Annotated in this window: 18 protein-coding genes; 7 read left to right on the forward strand and 11 right to left on the reverse strand. The window is 65.3% G+C overall.

The annotated features are described in order from the left end of the window. Positions 1–371 precede the first annotated feature (371 nt). Together QRQ56_RS00445 and QRQ56_RS00450 are read left to right on the forward strand one after the other, a co-directional pair. The gene (locus tag QRQ56_RS00445) at positions 372–746 is read left to right on the forward strand and encodes an Hpt domain-containing protein (RefSeq protein ID WP_438736745.1); all 375 of its coding nucleotides are present in this window, start codon (positions 372–374) and stop codon (positions 744–746) included. A gap of 164 nt (positions 747–910) precedes the next feature. Further along, positions 911–1231 carry a 2Fe-2S iron-sulfur cluster-binding protein gene (locus tag QRQ56_RS00450; RefSeq protein ID WP_438736747.1) on the forward strand — a complete coding sequence of 107 codons (321 nt, stop codon included), beginning with the start codon at positions 911–913 and terminating at the stop codon, positions 1229–1231. A 27-nt stretch (positions 1232–1258) separates the two neighbouring features. On the opposite strand, the gene QRQ56_RS00455 is transcribed toward QRQ56_RS00450, so the two are convergent. Then, positions 1259–1729 (reverse strand): acyl-CoA thioesterase, encoded by a 471-nt coding sequence (locus QRQ56_RS00455; RefSeq protein ID WP_438736749.1) that lies wholly within the window; start codon positions 1727–1729, stop codon positions 1259–1261. 183 nt (positions 1730–1912) lie between these two features. Between QRQ56_RS00455 and QRQ56_RS00460 the strand changes: the two genes are divergently transcribed. From QRQ56_RS00460 to QRQ56_RS00470, 3 genes are all read left to right on the forward strand, one after another. Then, the gene (locus QRQ56_RS00460; protein ID WP_438736750.1) at positions 1913–2941 is read left to right on the forward strand and encodes an NAD(P)/FAD-dependent oxidoreductase; all 1029 of its coding nucleotides are present in this window, start codon (positions 1913–1915) and stop codon (positions 2939–2941) included. 106 nt (positions 2942–3047) lie between these two features. Continuing rightward, positions 3048–3638, forward strand: coding sequence for a DUF2147 domain-containing protein (locus QRQ56_RS00465; RefSeq protein ID WP_438736752.1), 591 nt, complete (start codon positions 3048–3050; stop codon positions 3636–3638). 251 nt (positions 3639–3889) lie between these two features. Then, positions 3890–4246: a hypothetical protein gene (locus QRQ56_RS00470; protein WP_438736754.1), complete on the forward strand. Its 357-nt coding sequence runs from the start codon at positions 3890–3892 to the stop codon at positions 4244–4246. Between the two features lie 167 nt (positions 4247–4413). Here the strand turns inward: QRQ56_RS00470 and QRQ56_RS00475 are convergent, their stop codons facing one another. The 3 genes from QRQ56_RS00475 to QRQ56_RS00485 form a co-directional block, all read right to left on the reverse strand. After that, positions 4414–4683, reverse strand: coding sequence for a hypothetical protein (locus QRQ56_RS00475; RefSeq protein ID WP_438736756.1), 270 nt, complete (start codon positions 4681–4683; stop codon positions 4414–4416). A gap of 195 nt (positions 4684–4878) precedes the next feature. Next, positions 4879–6243, reverse strand: a complete 1365-nt coding sequence (locus QRQ56_RS00480) for a sensor histidine kinase (RefSeq protein WP_438736757.1) — start codon at positions 6241–6243, stop codon at positions 4879–4881. After that, positions 6240–6920 (reverse strand): response regulator transcription factor, encoded by a 681-nt coding sequence (locus QRQ56_RS00485; RefSeq protein WP_438736759.1) that lies wholly within the window; start codon positions 6918–6920, stop codon positions 6240–6242. Before QRQ56_RS00485 ends, QRQ56_RS00480 begins: the two co-directional genes overlap by 4 nt. A gap of 340 nt (positions 6921–7260) precedes the next feature. Between QRQ56_RS00485 and QRQ56_RS00490 the strand changes: the two genes are divergently transcribed. Beyond that, positions 7261–8148: a MipA/OmpV family protein gene (locus QRQ56_RS00490; protein ID WP_438736761.1), complete on the forward strand. Its 888-nt coding sequence runs from the start codon at positions 7261–7263 to the stop codon at positions 8146–8148. Positions 8149–8150: 2 nt separating this feature from the next. Continuing rightward, positions 8151–8891 (forward strand): hypothetical protein, encoded by a 741-nt coding sequence (locus QRQ56_RS00495; protein ID WP_438736763.1) that lies wholly within the window; start codon positions 8151–8153, stop codon positions 8889–8891. Positions 8892–8894: 3 nt separating this feature from the next. Here QRQ56_RS00495 and garD read toward each other — a convergent pair whose 3' ends face one another. The 7 genes from garD to QRQ56_RS00530 all read right to left on the reverse strand — a co-directional run bounded on the left by garD (position 8895) and on the right by QRQ56_RS00530 (position 19689). Next, positions 8895–10436 carry a galactarate dehydratase gene (gene garD, locus QRQ56_RS00500; protein ID WP_438736765.1) on the reverse strand — a complete coding sequence of 514 codons (1542 nt, stop codon included), beginning with the start codon at positions 10434–10436 and terminating at the stop codon, positions 8895–8897. A 111-nt stretch (positions 10437–10547) separates the two neighbouring features. After that, entirely contained in the window at positions 10548–11996 is a 1449-nt protein-coding gene (locus QRQ56_RS00505) for an aldehyde dehydrogenase family protein (RefSeq protein ID WP_438736767.1), read from the reverse strand. A 17-nt stretch (positions 11997–12013) separates the two neighbouring features. Then, positions 12014–13351 (reverse strand): glucarate dehydratase, encoded by a 1338-nt coding sequence (gene gudD, locus QRQ56_RS00510; RefSeq protein WP_438736768.1) that lies wholly within the window; start codon positions 13349–13351, stop codon positions 12014–12016. Positions 13352–13376: 25 nt separating this feature from the next. Next, on the reverse strand, positions 13377–14321 hold the full coding sequence (gene kdgD, locus QRQ56_RS00515) for a 5-dehydro-4-deoxyglucarate dehydratase (RefSeq protein ID WP_438736770.1): 945 nt from the start codon (positions 14319–14321) through the stop codon (positions 13377–13379). 133 nt (positions 14322–14454) lie between these two features. Then, entirely contained in the window at positions 14455–15360 is a 906-nt protein-coding gene (locus QRQ56_RS00520) for a LysR substrate-binding domain-containing protein (protein ID WP_438736772.1), read from the reverse strand. A 123-nt stretch (positions 15361–15483) separates the two neighbouring features. Beyond that, positions 15484–16836 carry an MFS transporter gene (locus QRQ56_RS00525; protein WP_438736773.1) on the reverse strand — a complete coding sequence of 451 codons (1353 nt, stop codon included), beginning with the start codon at positions 16834–16836 and terminating at the stop codon, positions 15484–15486. 894 nt (positions 16837–17730) lie between these two features. Continuing rightward, positions 17731–19689 (reverse strand): hypothetical protein, encoded by a 1959-nt coding sequence (locus tag QRQ56_RS00530; RefSeq protein ID WP_438736776.1) that lies wholly within the window; start codon positions 19687–19689, stop codon positions 17731–17733. Between the last annotated feature and the right edge of the window lie 3 nt (positions 19690–19692).

Below are 19692 nucleotides of genomic sequence, written 5' to 3' on the forward strand. Positions count from 1 at the left end.
ACGCGTCCCCCCGCGAGCCCTGCGCGCTGCGCAAGCCCACAGACCGGATCATGCCGCTTACGCGGATCTCCGAGCCATCCCCACCCGGACGGCTTGTCCGCCAATTTCCGAAACATCCTATTGGCAGAGCGTCGCGAATGAAATGCCCGCGATTAAGACATTCTTAATCATCGTTAACAGGATCGCGCCCTAACGCCTTAGCAATAAATGCAATTCTCCACCGGCCATGGTCGATTGCGGCAACTTTTCGTCAATAAACGGGCAGATCTGCGTCAAACAGCCCAAACATTTCGTTAACCATTTCCGTGCTTGGGTGGGGCGAATTCGCCGCCGAACCGGCGGAACCGTCGCGCGATGCCGGGGCCTGCGCCATGACGCCTGAACTGCAACGGATGGACTGGATGCCCTCGCCCCCGCTTGCACCCATCAACAGCCCGCTCGACCTCGACCATCTCTCCCGGATGACGCTCGGCGATGCCGAGCTGGAGCAGGAAGTGCTGGCCATGTTCGCCGAGCAGGCGGTCCGCCTGGTGGCGGCGATGGCGACCCTGCCGGCCGAGGCCGGCGCGCTTGCCCACAAGCTCAAGGGCTCGGCCCGCGGGATCGGCGCCTTTGCGGTGGCGGATGCCGCGGCGAGCCTGGAGACCGCGATCCAGACCGGCGAGAACCAGCGCCACGCCTTCGCCGCGCTGAAGGAGGCGGTAACCGAGGCCCGCGCCGCCATCGAGGCGATGCTGAAGCCCTAAGGGCCCCGCGGCCGAGCCGGGCTCTAGTCTCTTGTTTTGACGCATTTTCTTGCCGCAAAGCGGGATTCACTTCGCAGCAAAACCCTATGGCGCCGGGCTTATCGACCCGTTATAGGACAGCCGGACCCTCCTTCATTCCCAGCACCGCGGCAGCACGAGCACACATGGCCAAGATTCACTTTGTCGACCACAAGGGCGAAACCCGCACGGTGGAAATCGAGAACGGCGCAACCGTGATGGAAGCCGCGATCCGCAACAGCGTTCCCGGCGTCGAGGCCGAATGCGGCGGCGCCTGCGCCTGCGCGACCTGTCATGTGTATGTCGACGAAGCCTGGCGCGAGAAGGTCGGCAGCCCGACGCCGATGGAAGAGGACATGCTCGATTTCGGCTTCGACGTGCGCCCGAATTCGCGCCTGTCCTGCCAGATCAAGGTCTCCGACGAACTCGACGGTCTCGTCGTGACGACGCCGGAGCGGCAGGCCTGATCGTTCTGGCCTGCGCCTTTCTTAAATCTACGATGTGCTCGGCGGCGCGACTTCGATGCCGCGCTTGTGCCAGGGTCTGAATTTCTCGATCACCTCAGGGGTCAGCGGGGCCGGCCGGCGCGTCGCCTCGTCGAGCAAGACGCCGACCGAAATCGCCGAGGCGATGCATTTTCCTTCCGAGAACACGACCTGCTCGAAGGTCACGGACGTCCGTCCCAGCTTCACCACGCCGAGGCCGAGCTCGATCGTGTTCGGCCAGTGCAGCTCGGCGCGGAAATGCATGTCGAGCCGCACCATGATCCAGGCCAGGCCCGGCGGGGTCAGGCCGTACTGGGGAAGCTTCATCAGCGTGACGCGACCGGTCTCGAAATAGGTTGCGTACACTGCGTTGTTGACGTGCTGGTTGGGGTCGAGATCGCCAAAGCGCACATTGTCGCTGAGGCGGAAGGGGAAGTCCTCCAGACGCGGCGTCGTGTCGAGGCGGCTTGGTGCGTTCACCGATTGATCTCCGTCATATCCATCCTCGTTACAACTCAGTTATCCTGACCCGGCAAGTGGGCGCGGCTGCGGGGCGCTCCCGCTTTTATGCCTTCCCTGATCCATCCCCGTTGGCTAGACAGGCAGGGTCACCTCTGCCCGCCGGGGCGCCGTCCAACCGATAACGACCGATAAAGAGACGACATGAGCGACGTGATCAAAACCGATGTGCTGATTATTGGTGCCGGCCCCTGCGGTCTCTTCGCCGCGTTTGAGCTTGGCCTTCTCGACATGAAGACGCACTTCGTCGACATCCTCGACAAGGTCGGCGGCCAGTGCGCCGAGCTCTATCCGGAAAAGCCGATCTACGACATTCCCGGCATTCCGCAGGTTTCGGGGCAGGGCCTCACCGACGCGCTGATGGAGCAGATCAAGCCGTTCCATCCGACCTTCCATCTCGGCGAGATGGTCGAGACCGTGGAGAAGATCGGCGATCCCGCTTTTCGCTGCACCACGGATGCCGGCAAGGTGTTCGAATGCAAGGTGCTGGTGATCGCGGCCGGTGGCGGCTCGTTCCAGCCCAAGCGTCCGCCGGTGCCGGGCATCGAGGCCTATGAAGGCACCTCGGTGCATTATGCCGTGCGCAAGATGGAGACGTTCCGCGACAAGAACGTGCTGATCGTCGGTGGCGGCGATTCCGCGCTGGACTGGACGCTCAACCTGCATCCGATCGCCAAGCGCATCACGCTGCTGCATCGGCGCGACGAGTTTCGCGCCGCGCCCCATAGCGTCGAGCAGATGCGTGCGCTGGTTGCCGGCGGCAAGATGGATCTGAAGCTCGGTCAGGTCACGGCGCTGTCCGGCGCCGAGGGCAAGCTCGCCGGCGCGACCGTCAAGGGCAACGACAACACCATCTCGGAGGTCGCCTGCGATACCATGCTGCCGTTCTTCGGGCTGACCATGAAGCTCGGCCCGGTCGCGAACTGGGGCATCGCGCTGGAGAACAATCTGGTGCCGGTCGAGACCTCGGCATTCGAGACCAACGTGCCCGGCATCTTCGCGATCGGGGACATCAACACCTATCCCGGCAAGATCAAGCTGATCCTGTGCGGCTTCCACGAGGGCGCGCTGATGTCGCAAAAAGCACATCGCTACGTCTACCCGGAGAAGCGGCTCGTGTTCCAATACACGACCTCGTCGTCCAGCCTGCAAAAGAAGCTCGGTGTCAACTGATCGCAGTGGGGCAGGCTGGGGATGCCCCATGTTTCTGGTGCTGGAACGGTTCGCGAAATCGCCGTAGTCTGCGGCCATTCCGGTCGTGGAATAACAAGGTGATCTAATGCGGAAATTCTCCAGCCTTCGGCTGCTCCCCTTCCTCGCGCTCGCGCTGACACTCGCGACGGTGACGCCGTCCGCGGCGCAGACCGCCGAGCCCACGGCGGCGGGCCTCTGGCAAAAGGTCGAAGACGGCAAGACCGTCGGATGGTTTCTCTTCATCGACCACAGCGGCATTTTCGAAGGCGTGATCGCAAAGACCTTCCCGCGTCCCGGCGACGATCCGAACGAGATCTGCGCCAAGTGCACCGACGATCGCAAGAACGCGCCGGTGCTCGGCATCTCCTTCGTCCGCAACATGAAGCGCGAAGGGTTGAAGTACGAAGGCGGCAACGTGCTCAATCCGCGCGACGGCCAGATCTGGAAGGCCAACATGAAGGTCAGTCCCGACGGCCAGACGCTGACCCTGCGCGGCTATCTCGGCATCTCGCTGCTCGGCAAGGACGAGACCTGGCAGCGCTTGCCGGATGCCAACATCACCCAGGTCGACCCCGCCATCGTCGCCAAATACATGCCCGCGCAGGCGCCGGCGACCAAGCCTGCACCCGCGGCGAAGAAGGGCGGCGGCATGATGATGGCCCCGACGAAGCAGTAAACTGCTTTCCCAATTCTGAGAGCCGTCCCGTCGGCGTTGGATTTTGATCCTACGCCGCATTCGTCGAAAGGCGCATGCCGTTGCGCCCTGCGACAGTAGTTCCCCGGAATGCGCGCTGGCAGCGGATTTGCATAGCTATCGCCAGGGTGCTGGAGGAACGAGTCGCCGGCGCCGTGCCTCGAGTCGAGGCACGGACAACGGACGGCATTGTCTGTCCCCCGCACGAATGATTTTGATCGCGGGACGACGAGATGAAGTCTTCAAGATTGTGCGCAGCGACGCTGCTGGGAGTGGCGGCTCTCCTGGCAATCCCGGCACAGGCGCGCGACGACGGGCGCTACGCCAACTCGCCGCTCAAGCCCTGGTTCGAGAGCTTGCATAGCGAATACGGACAATGCTGCACCGACGCCGACGGCTATGTCATTGCCGACGTCGATTGGGAGTCCGATCGCGGCCGCTACCGCGTCCGCATCGACGACGAATGGGTCGTGGTGCCTGATGGCGCTGTGATCACCGTGCCGAACAAGATCGGGCGCACCATGGTGTGGAAGCACTATATCGACGGCCATCCGCGCGTGCGCTGCTTCATGCCGGGCAGCATGACGTAACCGGCTTGTTGTTCCGGCGGCGCCAAAAGGTCGTCATGCCCGGGCTTGTCCCGCGCATCCACGTTCTTGTCGTTGCTCAAGACGTGGATGGCCGGGACAGGCCCGGCCATGACGCTGTGGAAAGTTCAGCGCACGACAAATGATGGTCGTTAGGTGACGAGAGGGGCTTAGCGCGCCTCGCTTCCGGAGTTCGCGCTGGCGAGCCGCTTGACGCGCGGCGACAGCACCGAAACCTGTGCGGGCGAGGCGGGCATGCCGGCGACGATCATGGCGGGTGCGGTCGACTGCTCCTCGACGCCGGTGCCGCCGAGCACCTGCACCTGCATCGCCGAGATCGGCAAAGACTTCACTTCGTAAGAGGGGAGCTCGCCGGCGAACGCCGCGGTCGAGCTTGCAATCACGGCGCTGGTGACGGCAATCATTTTGAGAACGCGCATTGGAAAATCTCCGTTGAAGATGTCAATCGGAGGTTTGGTCGTGACGATGTAGGAAGAGGTTCGCTCGTGTGCGAACATTCGTGTGTCCGCAAACGAAGCCTTTGATTGCGTGATACGACAGCACGAAACAGCGACGAAATTTTCCGCCTCAATGTTTCCGGACGGTTTCGTGCGATCGCGCGGCGCAGCCGCCGGCTAGCCTGCCTGCAATTCCAGCGGCGCAGATTTGGTCGGTGCGGCGGTCACCGGAAATTGCAGGCGCACTGTGGTGCCTCGGCCGGGTGCGGACGAGATGATGAGTTCGCCGCCGTGGGCCGCCATGATCTCGCGCACGATCGACAGGCCGAGGCCGGCGCCGTCGCCGACTGTGTTGCCGGTCTGAAACGGCTCGATCGTTCGGTTCTCCACGCCATCGGGCAGGCCTGCGCCGTCGTCGTGAATCGAGACGCCGTCGCGGTCCAGCGTGGCGACGATGCGGCGCGCACCGCGCGCGTGAATGAGCGCATTGCCGACGAGATTGGCAAGTGCGCTGCGGATCGCTGCGTCCACGCCCTGCACCAGGAGCGGACCCTTCTCGTCCTGGTCAAGCGCGAGCTCGATGCCGGCGTCCACTGCCGAGGGGCCGAAGTCGGCGAGCACGTCCAGGGTGATCTCAGCCAGATCGATCGGTCGCTTCTCGATCGCATGATTCTGCAAGCGGGCCAGGTCGAGCATCGCGGACACCAGCGACGTCAGGCGCCTGACGTCGCGCACCAGTTCGGCCCTGAGCGCGGGCTCCGGCACGTCCTCGATTTTCGCGCGCAGCAGCGTGAGCGGCGTACGAAGCTGATGGGCGGCGTTGCCGAGAAAGCGGCGCTGCATCCGGATATAGGCGTCGATCTCGCCGAAGGCGCGGTTCAGCGCCTCGACCAGAGGCTTCAATTCGCGAGGAACTTCGGACAGTGAGATCAGGCCTTGAGGCGCCGATGGATCGATCGCAAGCGCGCGAAGCGCCACCCGTTCGATACCGCGTGAGACGAAACGCGCGGCGAGTGCGGAGCCGATCGCGACGGTAGCCGCAAAGGCCAGCGCCACGAGGATGATCGAGGAGACTCTGCGGAGGAGGAAAGTCCTCGCAATCCGACCGAAGCGAACCTGAGGCTCGCCGACCATCATCGCGAGCCGCAACGAGCCCCGTTGTACGGCGGAGAGACAGAAAGTGCTGTTCTGGTCGAGCGTGCTGAAGACGGACGAACCGACGGGCCCGTGGTAGGGAAACACGAAGGGGAGGGCGGGCCGATGTTCACTGCCATACTCGCTGAGCAGGTCGCCCGCCGACACGACGTACCAGAGGTTTGGGCTGTCCGCTTTCAATTCCTCGAGGGCAGGAGTCGAACGTACCGTCAGTTTTTGTCCTTCGATGACCGTCGCGCGATCGAGAATGGCAGCCACGACCTGACAGGACCTAAACTCGCGTTCCTCGGTCGGATACCGCCAGATGAAGATACCCAGCATGATCAGGAATATCATCGTCGCGGCGATGCCGAGAGAGACAGCGAAGGTCCGGGCGATCGATTTCATCGCGGCGTTGCCAGCCGCAGGATGTAACCGATGCCCCGCATGCTGCGGATTTCGACGTCGCCGCCGAGCTCGGCGAGCTTCTTCCTCAGCCGCGACACCTGAGCTTCGAGCGTGTTGGATTCGATCTCGTCGTCGAAGCCGTAGATCTCTTCGATCAGGGCGGCGCGGGTGATGACGCGGTCGCGCCGCATCAGCAGCGCGCCGAGGATCAGCGCCTCGCGCCGCCGCAGCAGGATCTTGGTGTCGGCGACCACGGCCTCGTTGCTGCCGAGGTGCAGCTCGACATTGCCGAGCGACAGCACCGAGGGCGCGAGCAACCGTGGCCGCCGCAGCACCGCGCGCACCCGCGCAAGCAGCTCCTGCGGCTCGAACGGCTTGCCGAGATAGTCGTCGGCGCCCCCGTTAAGGCCATCGACGACATCCTCCGTGGTGTCCTTGGACGTCAGCATGATGATCGCGGGACGTTCCGACGACCGGCTCAGCGCCGTCACCACCTGGAGTGCATCGCCGTCGGGCAGCATTCGGTCCACGATCGCGAGATCATATTTGAAGTTTTCGAGCGCCTGGCGGGCATCGGCAATCGAGCCGACAAGGTCGACGATCCCATGCAATTGCCCGAGCAGGCGGCTGACATAGGCGCCGATCTGCGGTTCGTCTTCGATCACGAGGGAGCGCACGCGGGTCGTCCTTGACTCCTGTGGGGCAATGAAACCCCGACCTTGACGCTCTCTGGCCGAATTCCGGCAGTTCGGTTGGTGCGCGAGTTCCGTTTAAGGCAGCGAGCTTGGCGAATAAAAGGCAGGCCTGAAGCCGCTTGCCGGCGCCGGCGGAGAAAGTTTCGAAGCCCGCATGCGGCCGTGCAATGTTCGGGCAATGTTGATCCGCCGGTGCACCCGATGCGCGGAATGTCGCAGGCGCTGTGGCCGGTTGCAATCTTGGGGCAATTTTGCCGGACCACAAGCTGGGCTCCTGACCACACCAGTCTGTTCGGCCAGCAAGGCCGATGGGGCCCCGTAAATGAAGCATTTTGACGAAGCCGCTCTCCGCGTCACGGCGCATGCGCGGCGGACGACCGCCTGTCTCGCCGCGCTCGGCACACTCATGGCGACCGCGCAAACCGCATCGGCGCAGACGGCGTTCACGCTGCCGGCGCCGCCGTTCGAGCTGCCGATGCTGCCATCGCCGTCCGGAAACTGGACCGTCATGGTCGGCATCGGCGGACAGTACATGCCTGACTTCGTCGGATCGAAGAACGGCAAGCTGATGCCGATCCCGATCTTCTCCATCCGCCGTGCCGGATCGATCGACCAGTTTCGCGGGCCGCGCGACAGCGCCAGCATCGCGCTGCTCGACATCGGCAATTTCCGCGCGGGCCCGGCGTTCAAATACGTCGCCTCGCGCAAGGCCGACAAATATGCCGAGCTGACGGGTCTCGGCGACGTCAAGGCCGCCTACGAGCTCGGCGGCTTCGTTGAATATTATCCGGTCGACTGGCTGCGCCTGCGCAGCGAACTGCGCCAGGGCATGGGCGGCCATACCGGCACGGTCGCCGACGTCTCGGCCGATGTCATCGTGCCGCTGATCCAGCGGCTCACGATCTCGGCCGGTCCGCGCTTTACGTGGAAGAGCACCAAGGCGACGGCGCCTTATTTCGGCGTCGATGCGGCGCAGGCGCTGGCGTCGGGGCTGTCGAGATACGATGCGAAGGGCGGCGCGCATTCGGTCGGCTTCGGCAGCCAGATCTCCTATCGCGTCAATCCGCAATGGGAGGTGCATGCCTATGTCGAATACGAGAAGCTGCTGGGCGATGCCGCGGACAGTCCGCTTGTGAAGCTGCGGGGGGCGTCGAACCAGACCACCGTCGGCATCGGTGCGTCCTACTCATTCGACTTCAGGATCCGATAGCGATGCGCAGCAGAGTTATCCTGGCTCTCGCCTGTGCGATCGCTTGCGTCGCGCTCGGTGCCGCCGCGGCCTTCGAGACGCGCGCAAGCCGCCTCCAGGCCATCAATACCGTCGGAATCGTTTCGGCCATCGGCGAGGAGATGAGCCTGACGCAGGCCGGTCTGACGGCGCTCGGCAACACCGGGCAAAGCCTCTCGATCAGCGCCTGGGGGCTGGACGACATCATCGTTCAGCAAGCGACGAGGCTATTGAGCGGACGCTTTCGCGTACAGCCGGTGACCTATCGGCGCGCGGCATTCGCCGCGATCAGGGATTCGGCGGTTGCGCCGGTCAACCTGCTGCGCAGCGATCCTTTCAAGGAGCTGGTTCGCAGCGATGTCACGCCACAGGGGTTGGATGCTTACGTCGTCATCACCCGCGCGAGATCGAAGCTCGGCAACGGTCGCAACGTCGAGGGCGTCGGGCTCGCCGAATACCGGACGCTGCTTGCGGATTACGGCCTGGTCCACGCGCTGTACGAAGTCCGAATCGTCGACGGCAAGACGTTCGACGTGATCGAGAAGCGCGCAGCCGCGCCGCTCGACAACACCGGGACCGTGCGGATCGCGGGCCCGAGCGGGCCCGTCGACGAGACGTTAGGGGGCACGGCTTCGAGCGAGCGTCTGCGCGCGGCGATCACTGATCTCATCGCGCGCAGCCTGCCGGTCACGCTCGGCGACATGCACCTGATCGACAGCCAGTAGGCCTCAGGTCACCGGCGCCGGATTGAACAGCGTGAGATCGTTGTGGATGCCCCAGCGGTCGGACCACGGCTTGGTGCGGCCGGAGGCGACGTCGAGGATCAGGCGGAACAGGTCCCAGCCGCATTCCTCGATGGTCTTCTCGCCGGTGGCGATGCTGCCTGAATCGAAATCGATCAGATCCTTCCAGCGCCGCGCCAGCTCGCTGCGGGTGGCGACCTTGATCACGGGCGCGGCTGCGAGGCCGTAGGGCGTGCCGCGGCCGGTGGTGAACACCTGCAAGGTCATGCCGGAGGCGAGCTGCAGCGTGCCGCAGATGAAGTCGCTTGCCGGCGTCGCCGCGAACAGCATGCCCTTCTGCGTCGCCTTCTCGCCGGGCGAGAGCACGCCGGTGATTGCGGACGAGCCGGACTTGACGATCGAGCCAAGCGACTTCTCGACGATGTTGGCGAGACCGCCCTTCTTGTTGCCGGGCGTGGTGTTGGCGCTGCGGTCGGCGCCGCCGCGGGCGAGGTAAGAATCATACCAGGCCATCTCGCGCACCAGCGCGCGGCCGACATCCTCGTTGATGGCGCGGCGCGTGAGCAGCTGGATCGCGTCGCGCACTTCCGTCACTTCCGAGAACATCACGGTCGCGCCGGCGCGCACCAGCAGGTCCGCGGCAAAGCCGACGGCGGGGTTGGCCGTGACGCCGGAGAAGGCGTCGCTGCCGCCGCATTGCAGGCCGATGACGAGATCGGCGGCCGGGCAGGTCTCGCGCGTGCGGGTGTTGAGGATCTTCAGGCGCGCTTCGGCTTGCGTCATGATCGCATCGACGATCGCGCCAAAGCCGTCGAAAGCTTCGTCCTGCATGCGGACAATGGCATCCGTGACGCCTTCCGGCACCAGCCGCTCGGGCGCGAGCTTCTCGCAGCCGAGGCTGATGACCAGAATCTCGCCGCCGAAATTCGGGTTCAGCGCGATGTTCTGCAGCGTGCGGATCGGCACCACCGCGTCGGGGGCATTGATGGCGACGCCGCAGCCGTAAGCATGCGTCAGCGGCACCACGTCGTCGACGTTGGGGTACTTTGGCAGCAGCTCGGCGCGGATGCGCTTCACCGCATATTCCATGGTGCCCTTGACGCATTGCACGGAGGACGAGATGCCCAGGATATTCTTGGTGCCGACCGAGCCGTCCGAGTTGCGAAAGCCTTCGAAGGTGAAGCCTTCGAGCGGCGGCAACGGAGCGGGGACGGCGGTGGAGATTTCCAGCTTGTCGAGGTCGGGGGCATCGGGCATGCGGATGCGCGCCTCGTCGACCCATTCGCCGGCCAGGATCGGCGAGAGCGCGTAGCCGATGATCTCGCCGTAACGGATGATCGGTGCGTCTTGCGCGATGTCGACCAGCGCCGTCTTGTGACCCTGCGGCACGAAGGCGCGCAGCGTCAGCCCGCTGGCGAAGCGGGAGCCGGCGGGAAGCCCGAAATCATTGACCACGATCGCGACATTGTCGCGCTCGTTGAGCTTGATGTAGCGGGGCTGCTCTTTCGCTGCGACGTCCTGGTCCATCACTAGCTCCGGATTTGTAGGGCGGGTTAGCCGAAGGCGTAACCCGCCGCTTCTCCCAACGTTCGGAAAACAAGAGGCGGATTACGCTTACGCTAATCCGCCCTGCGATCTTCACCCCGGGAACGTATAGGCCGTCTTCACCGTCGTGTAGAACTCGCGTGCGTAGGAGCCCTGCTCGCGGGCGCCGTAGCTCGAGCCCTTCCGGCCGCCGAACGGCACGTGATAGTCGACGCCGGCGGTCGGCAGATTGACCATCACCATGCCGGACTCGCTGTTGCGCTTGTAATGCGAGGCGTATTTCAGGCTCGATGTGCAGATGCCCGAGGCGAGGCCGAACTCGGTGTCGTTGGAGATCGCCAGCGCCTCGTCGTAGTTCTTGGCGCGAATGACGGCGGCGACCGGTCCGAAGATTTCCTCACGCGCGATGCGCATGTTGTTGTTGGCTTCGGTGAACAGCGCCGGCTGCAGGTAGTGGCCGGGGTTCTCGCGCTTGAGCAGCTCGCCGCCGAAGGCGAGCTTGGCGCCCTCGTCCTGGCCGATCTTGATGTAGCGCAGGTCCTGGTCGAGCTGGCTCTGGTCGACCACGGGGCCAATATGCACGCCGGCCTTGAGCGCATCGTCCACCGACAGGCTGTTCAGCCGCTCGGCCACCGCCGCGACGAAGCGGTCGTGAATGCCCTCGGTGACGATCAGGCGGGACGACGCCGTGCAGCGCTGGCCGGTGGAGAAATAGGCGCCGTTGACGGCGACCTCGACGGCGGTCTTCAAATCCGCGTCGTCGAGCACGACCAGCGGATTCTTGCCGCCCATCTCGAGCTGGAATTTCTTCATGGGGTTGGAGAGCACGCAGGCCTGCGCGATCTTGCGCCCCGTCTGCACCGAGCCGGTGAAGGAGATCGCGGAAACGTCCGGATGGTCGAGCAGGGTCTGGCCGACCACCGAGCCGGAGCCGACCACGAGATTGAACACGCCGGCGGGAATGCCGGAGCGGGTGATGATCTCGGCGAGCGCATGCCCGGAGCCCGGCACCAGCTCGGCCGGCTTGAACACCACGGTGTTGCCGTAGCAGAGCGCGGGCGCGATCTTCCAGGCGGGAATAGCGATCGGGAAATTCCAGGGCGTGATCATGCCGACGACGCCGACGGGCTCCCGCGTCAGCTCAACGTCGAGGCCGGGGCGCACCGATGCGCCTTTCTCGCCGATCAGGCGCAGCGCCTCACCGGCGAAGAACGCGAAGATCTGGCCGGCACGAGCAACCTCGCCGATGCCCTCCGGCAGGGTCTTGCCTTCCTCGCGCGCGAGCAGGCGGCCGAGCTCTTCCTTGCGGGCGAGGATCTCGAGCGAAATCTTGTTCAGCGCGTCGAAGCGCACCTGCGGTGTCGACTGCGACCAGGCGGGGAAGGCGGCCTTGGCGGCGGCGATCGCCTTCTCGGTCTGTGCCTTGTCGGCCTTGGCGTATTCGCCGACGAGATCGTTGGTGTTGGAGGGGTTGATGTTCCTGGTGACGCCGGAGCCGTCGACCCATTCGCCGCCGATGAAGTTTTTAAGGATCGCAGTCATCTTGTCCTCCAGAGTTTTTAGCGAACCAGGCAGGGACGCTTGTCGTCGAAGGTCCAGCCCGGGATCAGGTCCTGCATGGCAATAGCGTCATCCCGGGCGCCAAGTCCATGCCGCTTGTAGAGTTCATGCGCCGCGTCGATGGCGGCCCTGTCGATTTCGATACCCAGGCCCGGGCTATCAGGGACCGCGATCTTGCCGCCCCTGATTTGCAGCGGCTCCCTGGTCAGCGCCTGACCGTCCTGCCAGATCCAGTGGGTGTCGATCGCGGTGACCTTGCCGGGTGCGGCGGCACCGACATGGGTGAACATGGCCAGCGAAATGTCGAAATGGTTGTTGGAGTGCGAGCCCCAGGTCAGTCCGTTGTCGCGGCAGGTCTGGGCGACGCGCACCGAGCCCTGCATGGTCCAGAAATGGGGGTCGGCCAGCGGAATGTCCACTGCGCCGAGGCGCAGCGCATGGGAGAGCTGCCGCCAGTCGGTGGCGATCATGTTGGTTGCGGTCGGCAGGCCCGTGGCGCGGCGGAACTCGGCCATGATCTCGCGGCCGGAGAAGCCGGCCTCCGCGCCGCAGGGGTCCTCGGCATAAGCGAGGATACCGTGCATGTCCTTGCAAAGGCCGATCGCCTCGTCCAGCGACCAGGCGCCGTTGGGATCCAGCGTAACGCGTGCGTTGGGGAAGCGCCTGGCGATCGCGGTGACGGCCTCGATCTCCTGCTCGCCGCGCAGCACGCCGCCCTTCAGCTTGAAATCGGCGAAGCCGTAATGGTCGTGGGTGGCTTGCGCGAGCCGCACCACGGTCTCGGGCGTCATCGCCTCCTGATGGCGCAGGTTGAACCATTCCGCCTTGCTGGTTTCGCCGCTGACATAGTCGAGCTTGCTCTTGCGCCGGTCGCCGACGAAGAAGAGATAGCCCAGCGTCTCGACGCTCTTGCGCTGCTGGCCTTCGCCGAGCAGCGCGGCGACGGGCAAATTGAGGTGCTGGCCGAGCAGATCGAGCAACGCAGACTCCACGGCCGTGACGGCGTGGATCATGACGCGGAGATCAAAAGTCTGCTTGCCGCGGCCGCCGGCGTCGCGGTCGGCGAAGGCGGTGCGGACGTCGGCCAGAATGTTGTTCATCGCGCCGACGGTCTTGCCGATCACGAGATCGCGGGCGTCCTGCAGCGTCTGCCAGATCTTCTGCCCGCCCGGCACCTCGCCGACGCCGGTGTGGCCGGCATTGTCGGTGAGGATGACGATGTTGCGGGTGAAGAACGGCGCGTGTGCGCCGCTGAGGTTGAGGAGCATGCCGTCGCGGCCCGCGACCGGGATCACCTGCATCGCCGTGACGACAGGTGCACCGGAAATTTCCACCATCGCACGCTCCTCCCTGTTGTCTTCGTTATTCTGCAGCCTGTTGTGACGATCGGATGGCGGGCAGATTCTTCACCAGCGCGGCCAGTTCCGCAATCTCCTGCTCGGAGAGGTCGGTCAGAGGCGGACGGACCGGGCCGGAATCGCGGCCGATCACCTTCATGCCGGCCTTGATGATCGAGACCGCGTAACCCTTCTTGCGGTTGCGGATCGCGATCAGCGGCAGGATGAAATCCTTCAGCCCGGCTTGGATCGTGGCGTGGTCGCGCTTGCGCACGGCCGCGTAGAAATCGGTGGCGAACTCCGGCACGAAGTTGAACACCGCGGAGGAATAGGTCGTCACGCCCATGTCGAGATAGGGCAGCGCGAAGGTCTCGGCCGTCGGCAGGCCGCCGACATAGGTCAGGCGGTCGCCGAGCTTGGTGTAGACGCGGGTCATCAGCTCGATGTCGCCGATGCCGTCTTTGTAGCCGACGAGGTTCGGGCAGCGCTCGGCGAGGCGGGCGACCGTGTCGGGCTGCAGGATGGCATTGTCGCGATTGTAGACGATGACGCCGATCTTCACGGCGGCGCAGACCGCCTCGACATGGGCGGCAAGGCCTTCCTGCTCGGAATGGGTGAGATAGGGCGGCAACAGCAGCAGGCCGTCGGCGCCGGCCTTTTCCGCACCGATCGCGATCTCGCGGGCGATCGCGGTGCCGTAGCCGGTGCCGGCGAGCACGGGCACACGGCCCTTGGTCTCCTCGACGGCGACCTTGACGACCTCAGGGACCTCAGCAGGCGTCAGCGAGAAGAACTCGCCGGTGCCGCCGGCGGCGAACAGGCCCGCGACATCATAGCCGCAAAGCCAGTCCATGTTGGCGCGGTAGGTCGCTTCGTCGAAGGAGTAATCCGCCCTAAACGGGGTGACGGGGAAGGACAGGAGGCCGGATCCGATCTTCTCGGCCATTTCCTGCGGGGTCATCTTGCTCACGGGCGCTGCTCCCTTATTGCGTGTTGTGGAGGACGCGGACCGTGAAGGGCTCGCGCGTCCATGCGCCGTGGTTTAGGAGACCGTTCGATACGCGTCCAAGCCAAAGCCTATATCGACCGATGCGGATTGAGCATCAATCCTCCGCCACCTCCGCGGAGGACAATTCGCCGGCGATTTTGACCAGCGCGGCGAGCAGCGGATCCTCGTTGTCGCGGCGCCAGACCATGAACAGTTCGACCGGCACGCGGCCCCGCAGCTTCAGCGGCCGCAGCCGGACGTCGGAGATTTTCAGGCCCGCGGCCGCAGCCGGCACGATGGCGAGGCCGAGGCCGGCGCGCACCATGGCGAGGATGGAGTGGATCTGGCTGAGATGCTGGACATAGCGCGGCAGCACGTCGGCGCGGGTGAATTGCGCCACCAAGAGGTCGTGGAAGTATCGGCTCTCATAGGGCGAATACATCACGAAGGGCTGGTCGTCGAAATCCTTGATGGTGATGCTGTCGGCGCTCGCCAGCGGATGCTTCTTCGGGATCGCGGCGAGCAGGGGCTCGGCGACGACGCGGCGGCTGGCGAGCTCGGGCCGCGCGATCGGCGGCCGCAGCAGGCCGGCGTCGATCTGGCCGGACGTGAGCGCCTCGAACTGGTCGCCCGAGACCATCTCCTTCAGCGAGAAGTCGACCTCCGGCAGCTTGGCGCGGCAGGCGGCGACGAGCTCGGGCAGGAAGCCGTAGGCGGCGGCGGCCGTGAAGCCGATCTTCAGCGAGCCGGTCTTGCCGAGTGCGATGCGGCGGGCGACCTGCGAGGCGCTTTCCGCCAGCTTGAGGATGCGCCGGGCCTCGGGCAGGAAGCTGCGCCCGGCCGGCGTCAGGCGCACCGATCGGCTGGTCCGCTCCAGCAGCGGCGCGTCGATGATGTGCTCCAGCACCTGGATCTGCCGGGACAGCGGCGGCTGGGTCATGTTCAGCCGTGCGGCGGCGCGGCCGAAATGTAATTCCTCCGCGACTGTCACGAAACAGCGGAGCTGGTTGAGGTCGAACATCGATACATGCCTTAGATGGATAAGGCGTTTCCCCGGCACTTCTAGCATCGATCACCCCCAAAACAAAGACGGCGGCTTTTGGGGCCGCCGTTGAGTTGCCTGGTCAAGCTCCCATGGGAGCCCTCAGGAGGAACGTTTGAGCGTCACCCGCTCGATCTTGCCCACGATGACGAGATAGGCGAACGCGGCCACCAGCGCGTTGGCGCCGACGAACACCAGCGCGCCGTTGAACGAGCCGGTCGCGGCCAGGATGTAGCCGATCACGATCGGCGTGGTGATCGAGGAGAGGTTGCCGAAGGTGTTGAACAGGCCCCCGGAGACGCCGCCGGCTTCCTTCGGCGAGGTGTCGGAGACGACGGCCCAGCCGAGCGCGCCGATGCCCTTGCCGAAGAATGCGAGGGCCATGAAGCCGACCACCAGCGCCTGTCCGTCGACGTAGTTGCAGGCGATGATCGACATCGACAGCAGCATGCCGCCGACGATCGGGATCTTGCGCGCCATGGTCAGCGAGCCGGTCCGGCGCAGGATGGCGTCCGAGATGACGCCGCCGAGCACGCCGCCGATGAAGCCGCACAGTGCGGGCAAGGTGGCGACGAAGCCGGCTTGCAGGATCGACAGGCCGCGCTCCTTGACGAGATAGACCGGAAACCAGGTCAGGAAAAAATAGGTCAGCGTGTTGATGCAGTACTGGCCGAGATAGACGCCGAGCATCATGCGGTTGGAGAGCAACTGGCGGATGTGATCCCATCCGGAGCCGGTCTCGGGCGCACGCGCGCGCGGCAGATCGTCCCTGGGCGCGTCGAGATCGACCAGCGCGCCGCCCTGCTTGATGTAGTCGAACTCGGCCTCGTTGATCGAAGGATGCTCCTTCGGGCCATAGATGGTCTTGAGCCAGACGAAGCCCATGACGATGCCGAGCGCGCCCATCACGACGAACACGAAGCGCCAGCCGTAGCTGTGCGCGATCCAGCCCATCAGCGGCGCGAAGATCACGGTCGCGAAATACTGCCCCGAATTGAAGAAGGCCGACGCGGTGCCGCGTTCATTGCCCGGAAACCAGGCCGCGACGATGCGGGCATTGGCAGGGAAGGACGGCGCTTCCGCGATGCCGACGAGCAGGCGAAGCGCGAACAGCACGATCACGGCCGTGCCGGCGCTGAGGAAGCCGACCCAGCCCTGCATCAGCGTGAACAGCGACCAGATGATGATGCTGAAGGCATAGACGAGGCGCGAGCCGTAGCGGTCGAGCAGCCAGCCGCCCGGCACCTGCGCCGCGACATAGGACCAGCCGAACGCCGAGAAGATCCAGCCCATCGCGACCGGATCGAGATGCAGCTCCTTGGAGAGCGCGGGGCCGGCGATCGACAGCGTGGCGCGGTCGGCATAATTGACTGTCGTGACCAGGAACAACATGGTCACGATGAACAGCCTGACGCGAGATCTCCTCGCGTCCGCGGCGGACACCACTGCGCTCATCAGGCGCCTCCTTGAACTCGAACATTTCCTCAAGGCGACTCCTAGAGGCGCGCGCGGCGAAGTGTCCAAGTTGAAGGCAGTATCGATCGATGCCGTTTTTGGATTGATGGAACGGCAGGTTGCGGGGAACGATGGTATGGGAGTGAGAGCCCGCGGTTGGTGGCTGCGCACTTCGCCATGCACTCCACCGTCATTCCCCGCGCAGGCGGGGAATCCAGTACGCCGCGGCTTCTCGATTCAAACCCTGCTGTCACGGCGTACTGGATCGCCCGCCTGCGCGGGCGATGACACCAGAAGTGGACGGTGCTGGCCAAACTCGTCATTGCGAGCGCAGCGAAGCAATCCAGGAATCTTTCCGCGGAGGGACTCTGGATTGCTTCGCTGCGCTCGCAATGACGGCGGATAGAGCGCGTAGCCCGCATGAGCGAAGCGACATGCGGGGGACTTGTCCCGGATGTCGCTTCGCTCATCCGGGCTACGACATCACCGTGCTCGCTACTGCTGCGCGCGGCCGCCCAATAGCGGAGCGAGCAGGCCGCGCGTCACACCTGGCGGCACGGCGAAGCGAGCGGCGCACACACCGCCGTCATTCCCCGCGCAGGCGGGGAATCCAGTACGTCGCGGCTTCGCGATTCAATCCCTGCTGTCACGGCGTACTGGATCGCCCGCCTGCGCGGGCGATGACACCGGAGAGTGGACGGTGCTGGCCAAACCCGTCATTGCGAGCGCAGCGAAGCAATCCAGGAATCTTTCCGCGGAGAGGACTCTGGATTGCTTCGCTGCGCTCGCAATGACGGCGGAGAGAGCGCGTAGCCCGCATGAGCAAAGCGATATGCGGGGACAGTGGTCCCGGATGTCGCTTCGCTCATCCGGGTTACGACATCACCGTGTTCGTTACTGCTGCGTGCCGCCGCCCAGCAGCGGCGCGAGGAGGCCGCGTGTTACGCCCGGCGGCACGGCGTCGAGGCGAAGCACCGCGCTCGCGGCCGGCAGGGCCGCATCCGCCATCGCGGCATGGCCTTCCGCGCTCGGATGCACGGCGCCGCCATAGACGGCGGAGAGCACGCCCCAGGTGGCGTCGTGGATGTCGGTCGGCTGGCTCGCCGCCGGCAGTCCTTGCGGATAGGTCATCGCGGCGAAATAGCTGTCATTGGCGTCGCGGATCCAGCGCCCGCGCGGCAGGTAGGCGCGGTATTCGGAAGCGCCGCGGCCGCACAGCATCGGCTGGCTGGCTGCGCTCACGATATCGGGGTTGAAGCTCTGGCCGTTCTCGGCAAAGCAGGTGCGGTCGAATTCGGGATCGTTGCCGGAATGGGCGCAGAAACCGTGATCGGCGAAGGCGGCCTGGTGCGCGTCGACGAAGGTCATGCGGTCGGCCTCGGGATCGCGGCACAGCGCGCCGCGGGTGCAGGTGGCGAGGCCCTTCAGCTGCGGCAGGAATTCAGTGTCGACGAAGGTCGAGACGCGGGCGAGGCGCTGCGGATCGGCATTGAAGGAGGGATGGATGTCGAAGCCCGCGCGGCCACCGCGGCAGGGCACGCCGCCCTCGGCGAGCGCGGGATTGGCGTAGGAGACGTAGACGACATGCGAGAGGTCGCCGCCGACCAGCGGCTTCAGCGCCTCGCGCAGCTTGACGAAATTCTGCGGCAGCTCGCGCTGGAGCGCGTCGCGGGATTCGTCGACGCTCGCCATCACGCCGGAGCGGCGGAACAGCGCCCGTTCGGTCGCGGTGTCGACGATGACGTCGGTGACGAGGCCGGAGAAATAAACGTCGTTGGCGCCGACCGAGAGCAGCACGAGATCGAGCGTGCGGTCGGGCTGGCGCTTCTTCGCCGCGGTGAGCGCTTCGCGCAGCTCGGCCACTTGCGCATTCACGCTGGTGTTGCAGACGCCGGTCTTGCCGGGCGGGCATTCGCGGGCGCGCTGCGAGCCGAGCAGGCCGTCGCCGATGCTGGCGCCGGTGCAGGCGAGCGGCAGATAGGTCACCGCGATATGGGTGTAGCGCACCGCGAGCGCGAGTGCCGTGCGGGTCTGGTAGCTGTAGAGCGAGCGGTGGCAGGGCGAGTTGAACCAGAGCGCGCTGTAGCGCTGCCAGTTCGCGAGCGTGTCCGGCGCCTCGCAGGCACGGCCGCCCTTGTAGCCGTGGCGGCTCGGCCGGTAGTACTGGCCGCCGGCGGCGGTGCCGAGATAAGAGCGGAAGCAGAAGCCTTCGTCGGACAGCGCCAGCGGCCGGTCCGGATTGCCTTCGCCGGAGGCGATGCTGTCGCCGAGGCCGGCGATGAAGATGTCGCGGACTTGAATCTCGGTCTGGACGCGCTGGCTTGCGTCGGAGCCGGAGGAGACGTCGACGGTCGCGACCGTCTGCTTGCCGTAGCGGACGCGCAGATTGATCGGCTCGGCGCAGTCGAAGGTGGATTGTTGCGGCCCGTCGCCGTCGTCGAACGACCAGGCGCAGGTGGCGCCGACCGGCACGGCGCCGGCGAGGCGCACGGTGACGGGATGGTCGATCGGGGTGAGGTAGTTTTCCTTGGTGTTGTCGCGGGTGCAGGGCTGGTTGACCCGGCCCTGGAGGTCGATGCAGAGGCGGTTGACCATGTTGCGGGCCCAGCCGCGGCCCTCGCTCTGTAGCTCCAGCGATTGCTCGGCGGCGAGGATGCTGCGGTTGCGGGCGTTCTCGACATGGAGCAGGAAGTCGCGCTCTTCGCGGAATAGCCGGAAGCGGTTACGCACCTCCCAGCTGATCTGCAGGGTGCCGGCGTCCTGCGCGGCAGCGCGCTCGGCCGGCAAAACGGACAAAAATCCGGCGATCAGCAGGGCGCCGGCGGAAAGCTTACGAAGCAATACAGGGATCATGGC

It is taken from the genome of Bradyrhizobium sp. U531 (assembly GCF_051710265.1).
Classification (GTDB): domain Bacteria; phylum Pseudomonadota; class Alphaproteobacteria; order Rhizobiales; family Xanthobacteraceae; genus Bradyrhizobium.

Excerpts from the sequence above, each read along its gene's own strand:
- QRQ56_RS00495 (WP_438736763.1), top strand. The coding sequence starts at position 8,151 with ATGCGCAGCAGAGTTATCCTGGCTCTCGCCTGTGCGATCGCTTGCGTC.
- QRQ56_RS00530 (WP_438736776.1), bottom strand. The coding sequence starts at position 19,689 with ATGATCCCTGTATTGCTTCGTAAGCTTTCCGCCGGCGCCCTGCTGATC.
- QRQ56_RS00490 (WP_438736761.1), top strand. The coding sequence starts at position 7,261 with ATGAAGCATTTTGACGAAGCCGCTCTCCGCGTCACGGCGCATGCGCGG.
- QRQ56_RS00465 (WP_438736752.1), top strand. The coding sequence starts at position 3,048 with ATGCGGAAATTCTCCAGCCTTCGGCTGCTCCCCTTCCTCGCGCTCGCG.
- QRQ56_RS00450 (WP_438736747.1), top strand. The coding sequence starts at position 911 with ATGGCCAAGATTCACTTTGTCGACCACAAGGGCGAAACCCGCACGGTG.
- QRQ56_RS00475 (WP_438736756.1), bottom strand. The coding sequence starts at position 4,683 with ATGCGCGTTCTCAAAATGATTGCCGTCACCAGCGCCGTGATTGCAAGC.
- QRQ56_RS00480 (WP_438736757.1), bottom strand. The coding sequence starts at position 6,243 with ATGAAATCGATCGCCCGGACCTTCGCTGTCTCTCTCGGCATCGCCGCG.
- QRQ56_RS00445 (WP_438736745.1), top strand. The coding sequence starts at position 372 with ATGACGCCTGAACTGCAACGGATGGACTGGATGCCCTCGCCCCCGCTT.
- QRQ56_RS00520 (WP_438736772.1), bottom strand. The coding sequence starts at position 15,360 with ATGTTCGACCTCAACCAGCTCCGCTGTTTCGTGACAGTCGCGGAGGAA.
- garD (WP_438736765.1), bottom strand. The coding sequence starts at position 10,436 with ATGGACCAGGACGTCGCAGCGAAAGAGCAGCCCCGCTACATCAAGCTC.
- gudD (WP_438736768.1), bottom strand. The coding sequence starts at position 13,351 with ATGGTGGAAATTTCCGGTGCACCTGTCGTCACGGCGATGCAGGTGATC.
- QRQ56_RS00460 (WP_438736750.1), top strand. The coding sequence starts at position 1,913 with ATGAGCGACGTGATCAAAACCGATGTGCTGATTATTGGTGCCGGCCCC.
- QRQ56_RS00470 (WP_438736754.1), top strand. The coding sequence starts at position 3,890 with ATGAAGTCTTCAAGATTGTGCGCAGCGACGCTGCTGGGAGTGGCGGCT.
- QRQ56_RS00525 (WP_438736773.1), bottom strand. The coding sequence starts at position 16,836 with ATGAGCGCAGTGGTGTCCGCCGCGGACGCGAGGAGATCTCGCGTCAGG.
- QRQ56_RS00505 (WP_438736767.1), bottom strand. The coding sequence starts at position 11,996 with ATGACTGCGATCCTTAAAAACTTCATCGGCGGCGAATGGGTCGACGGC.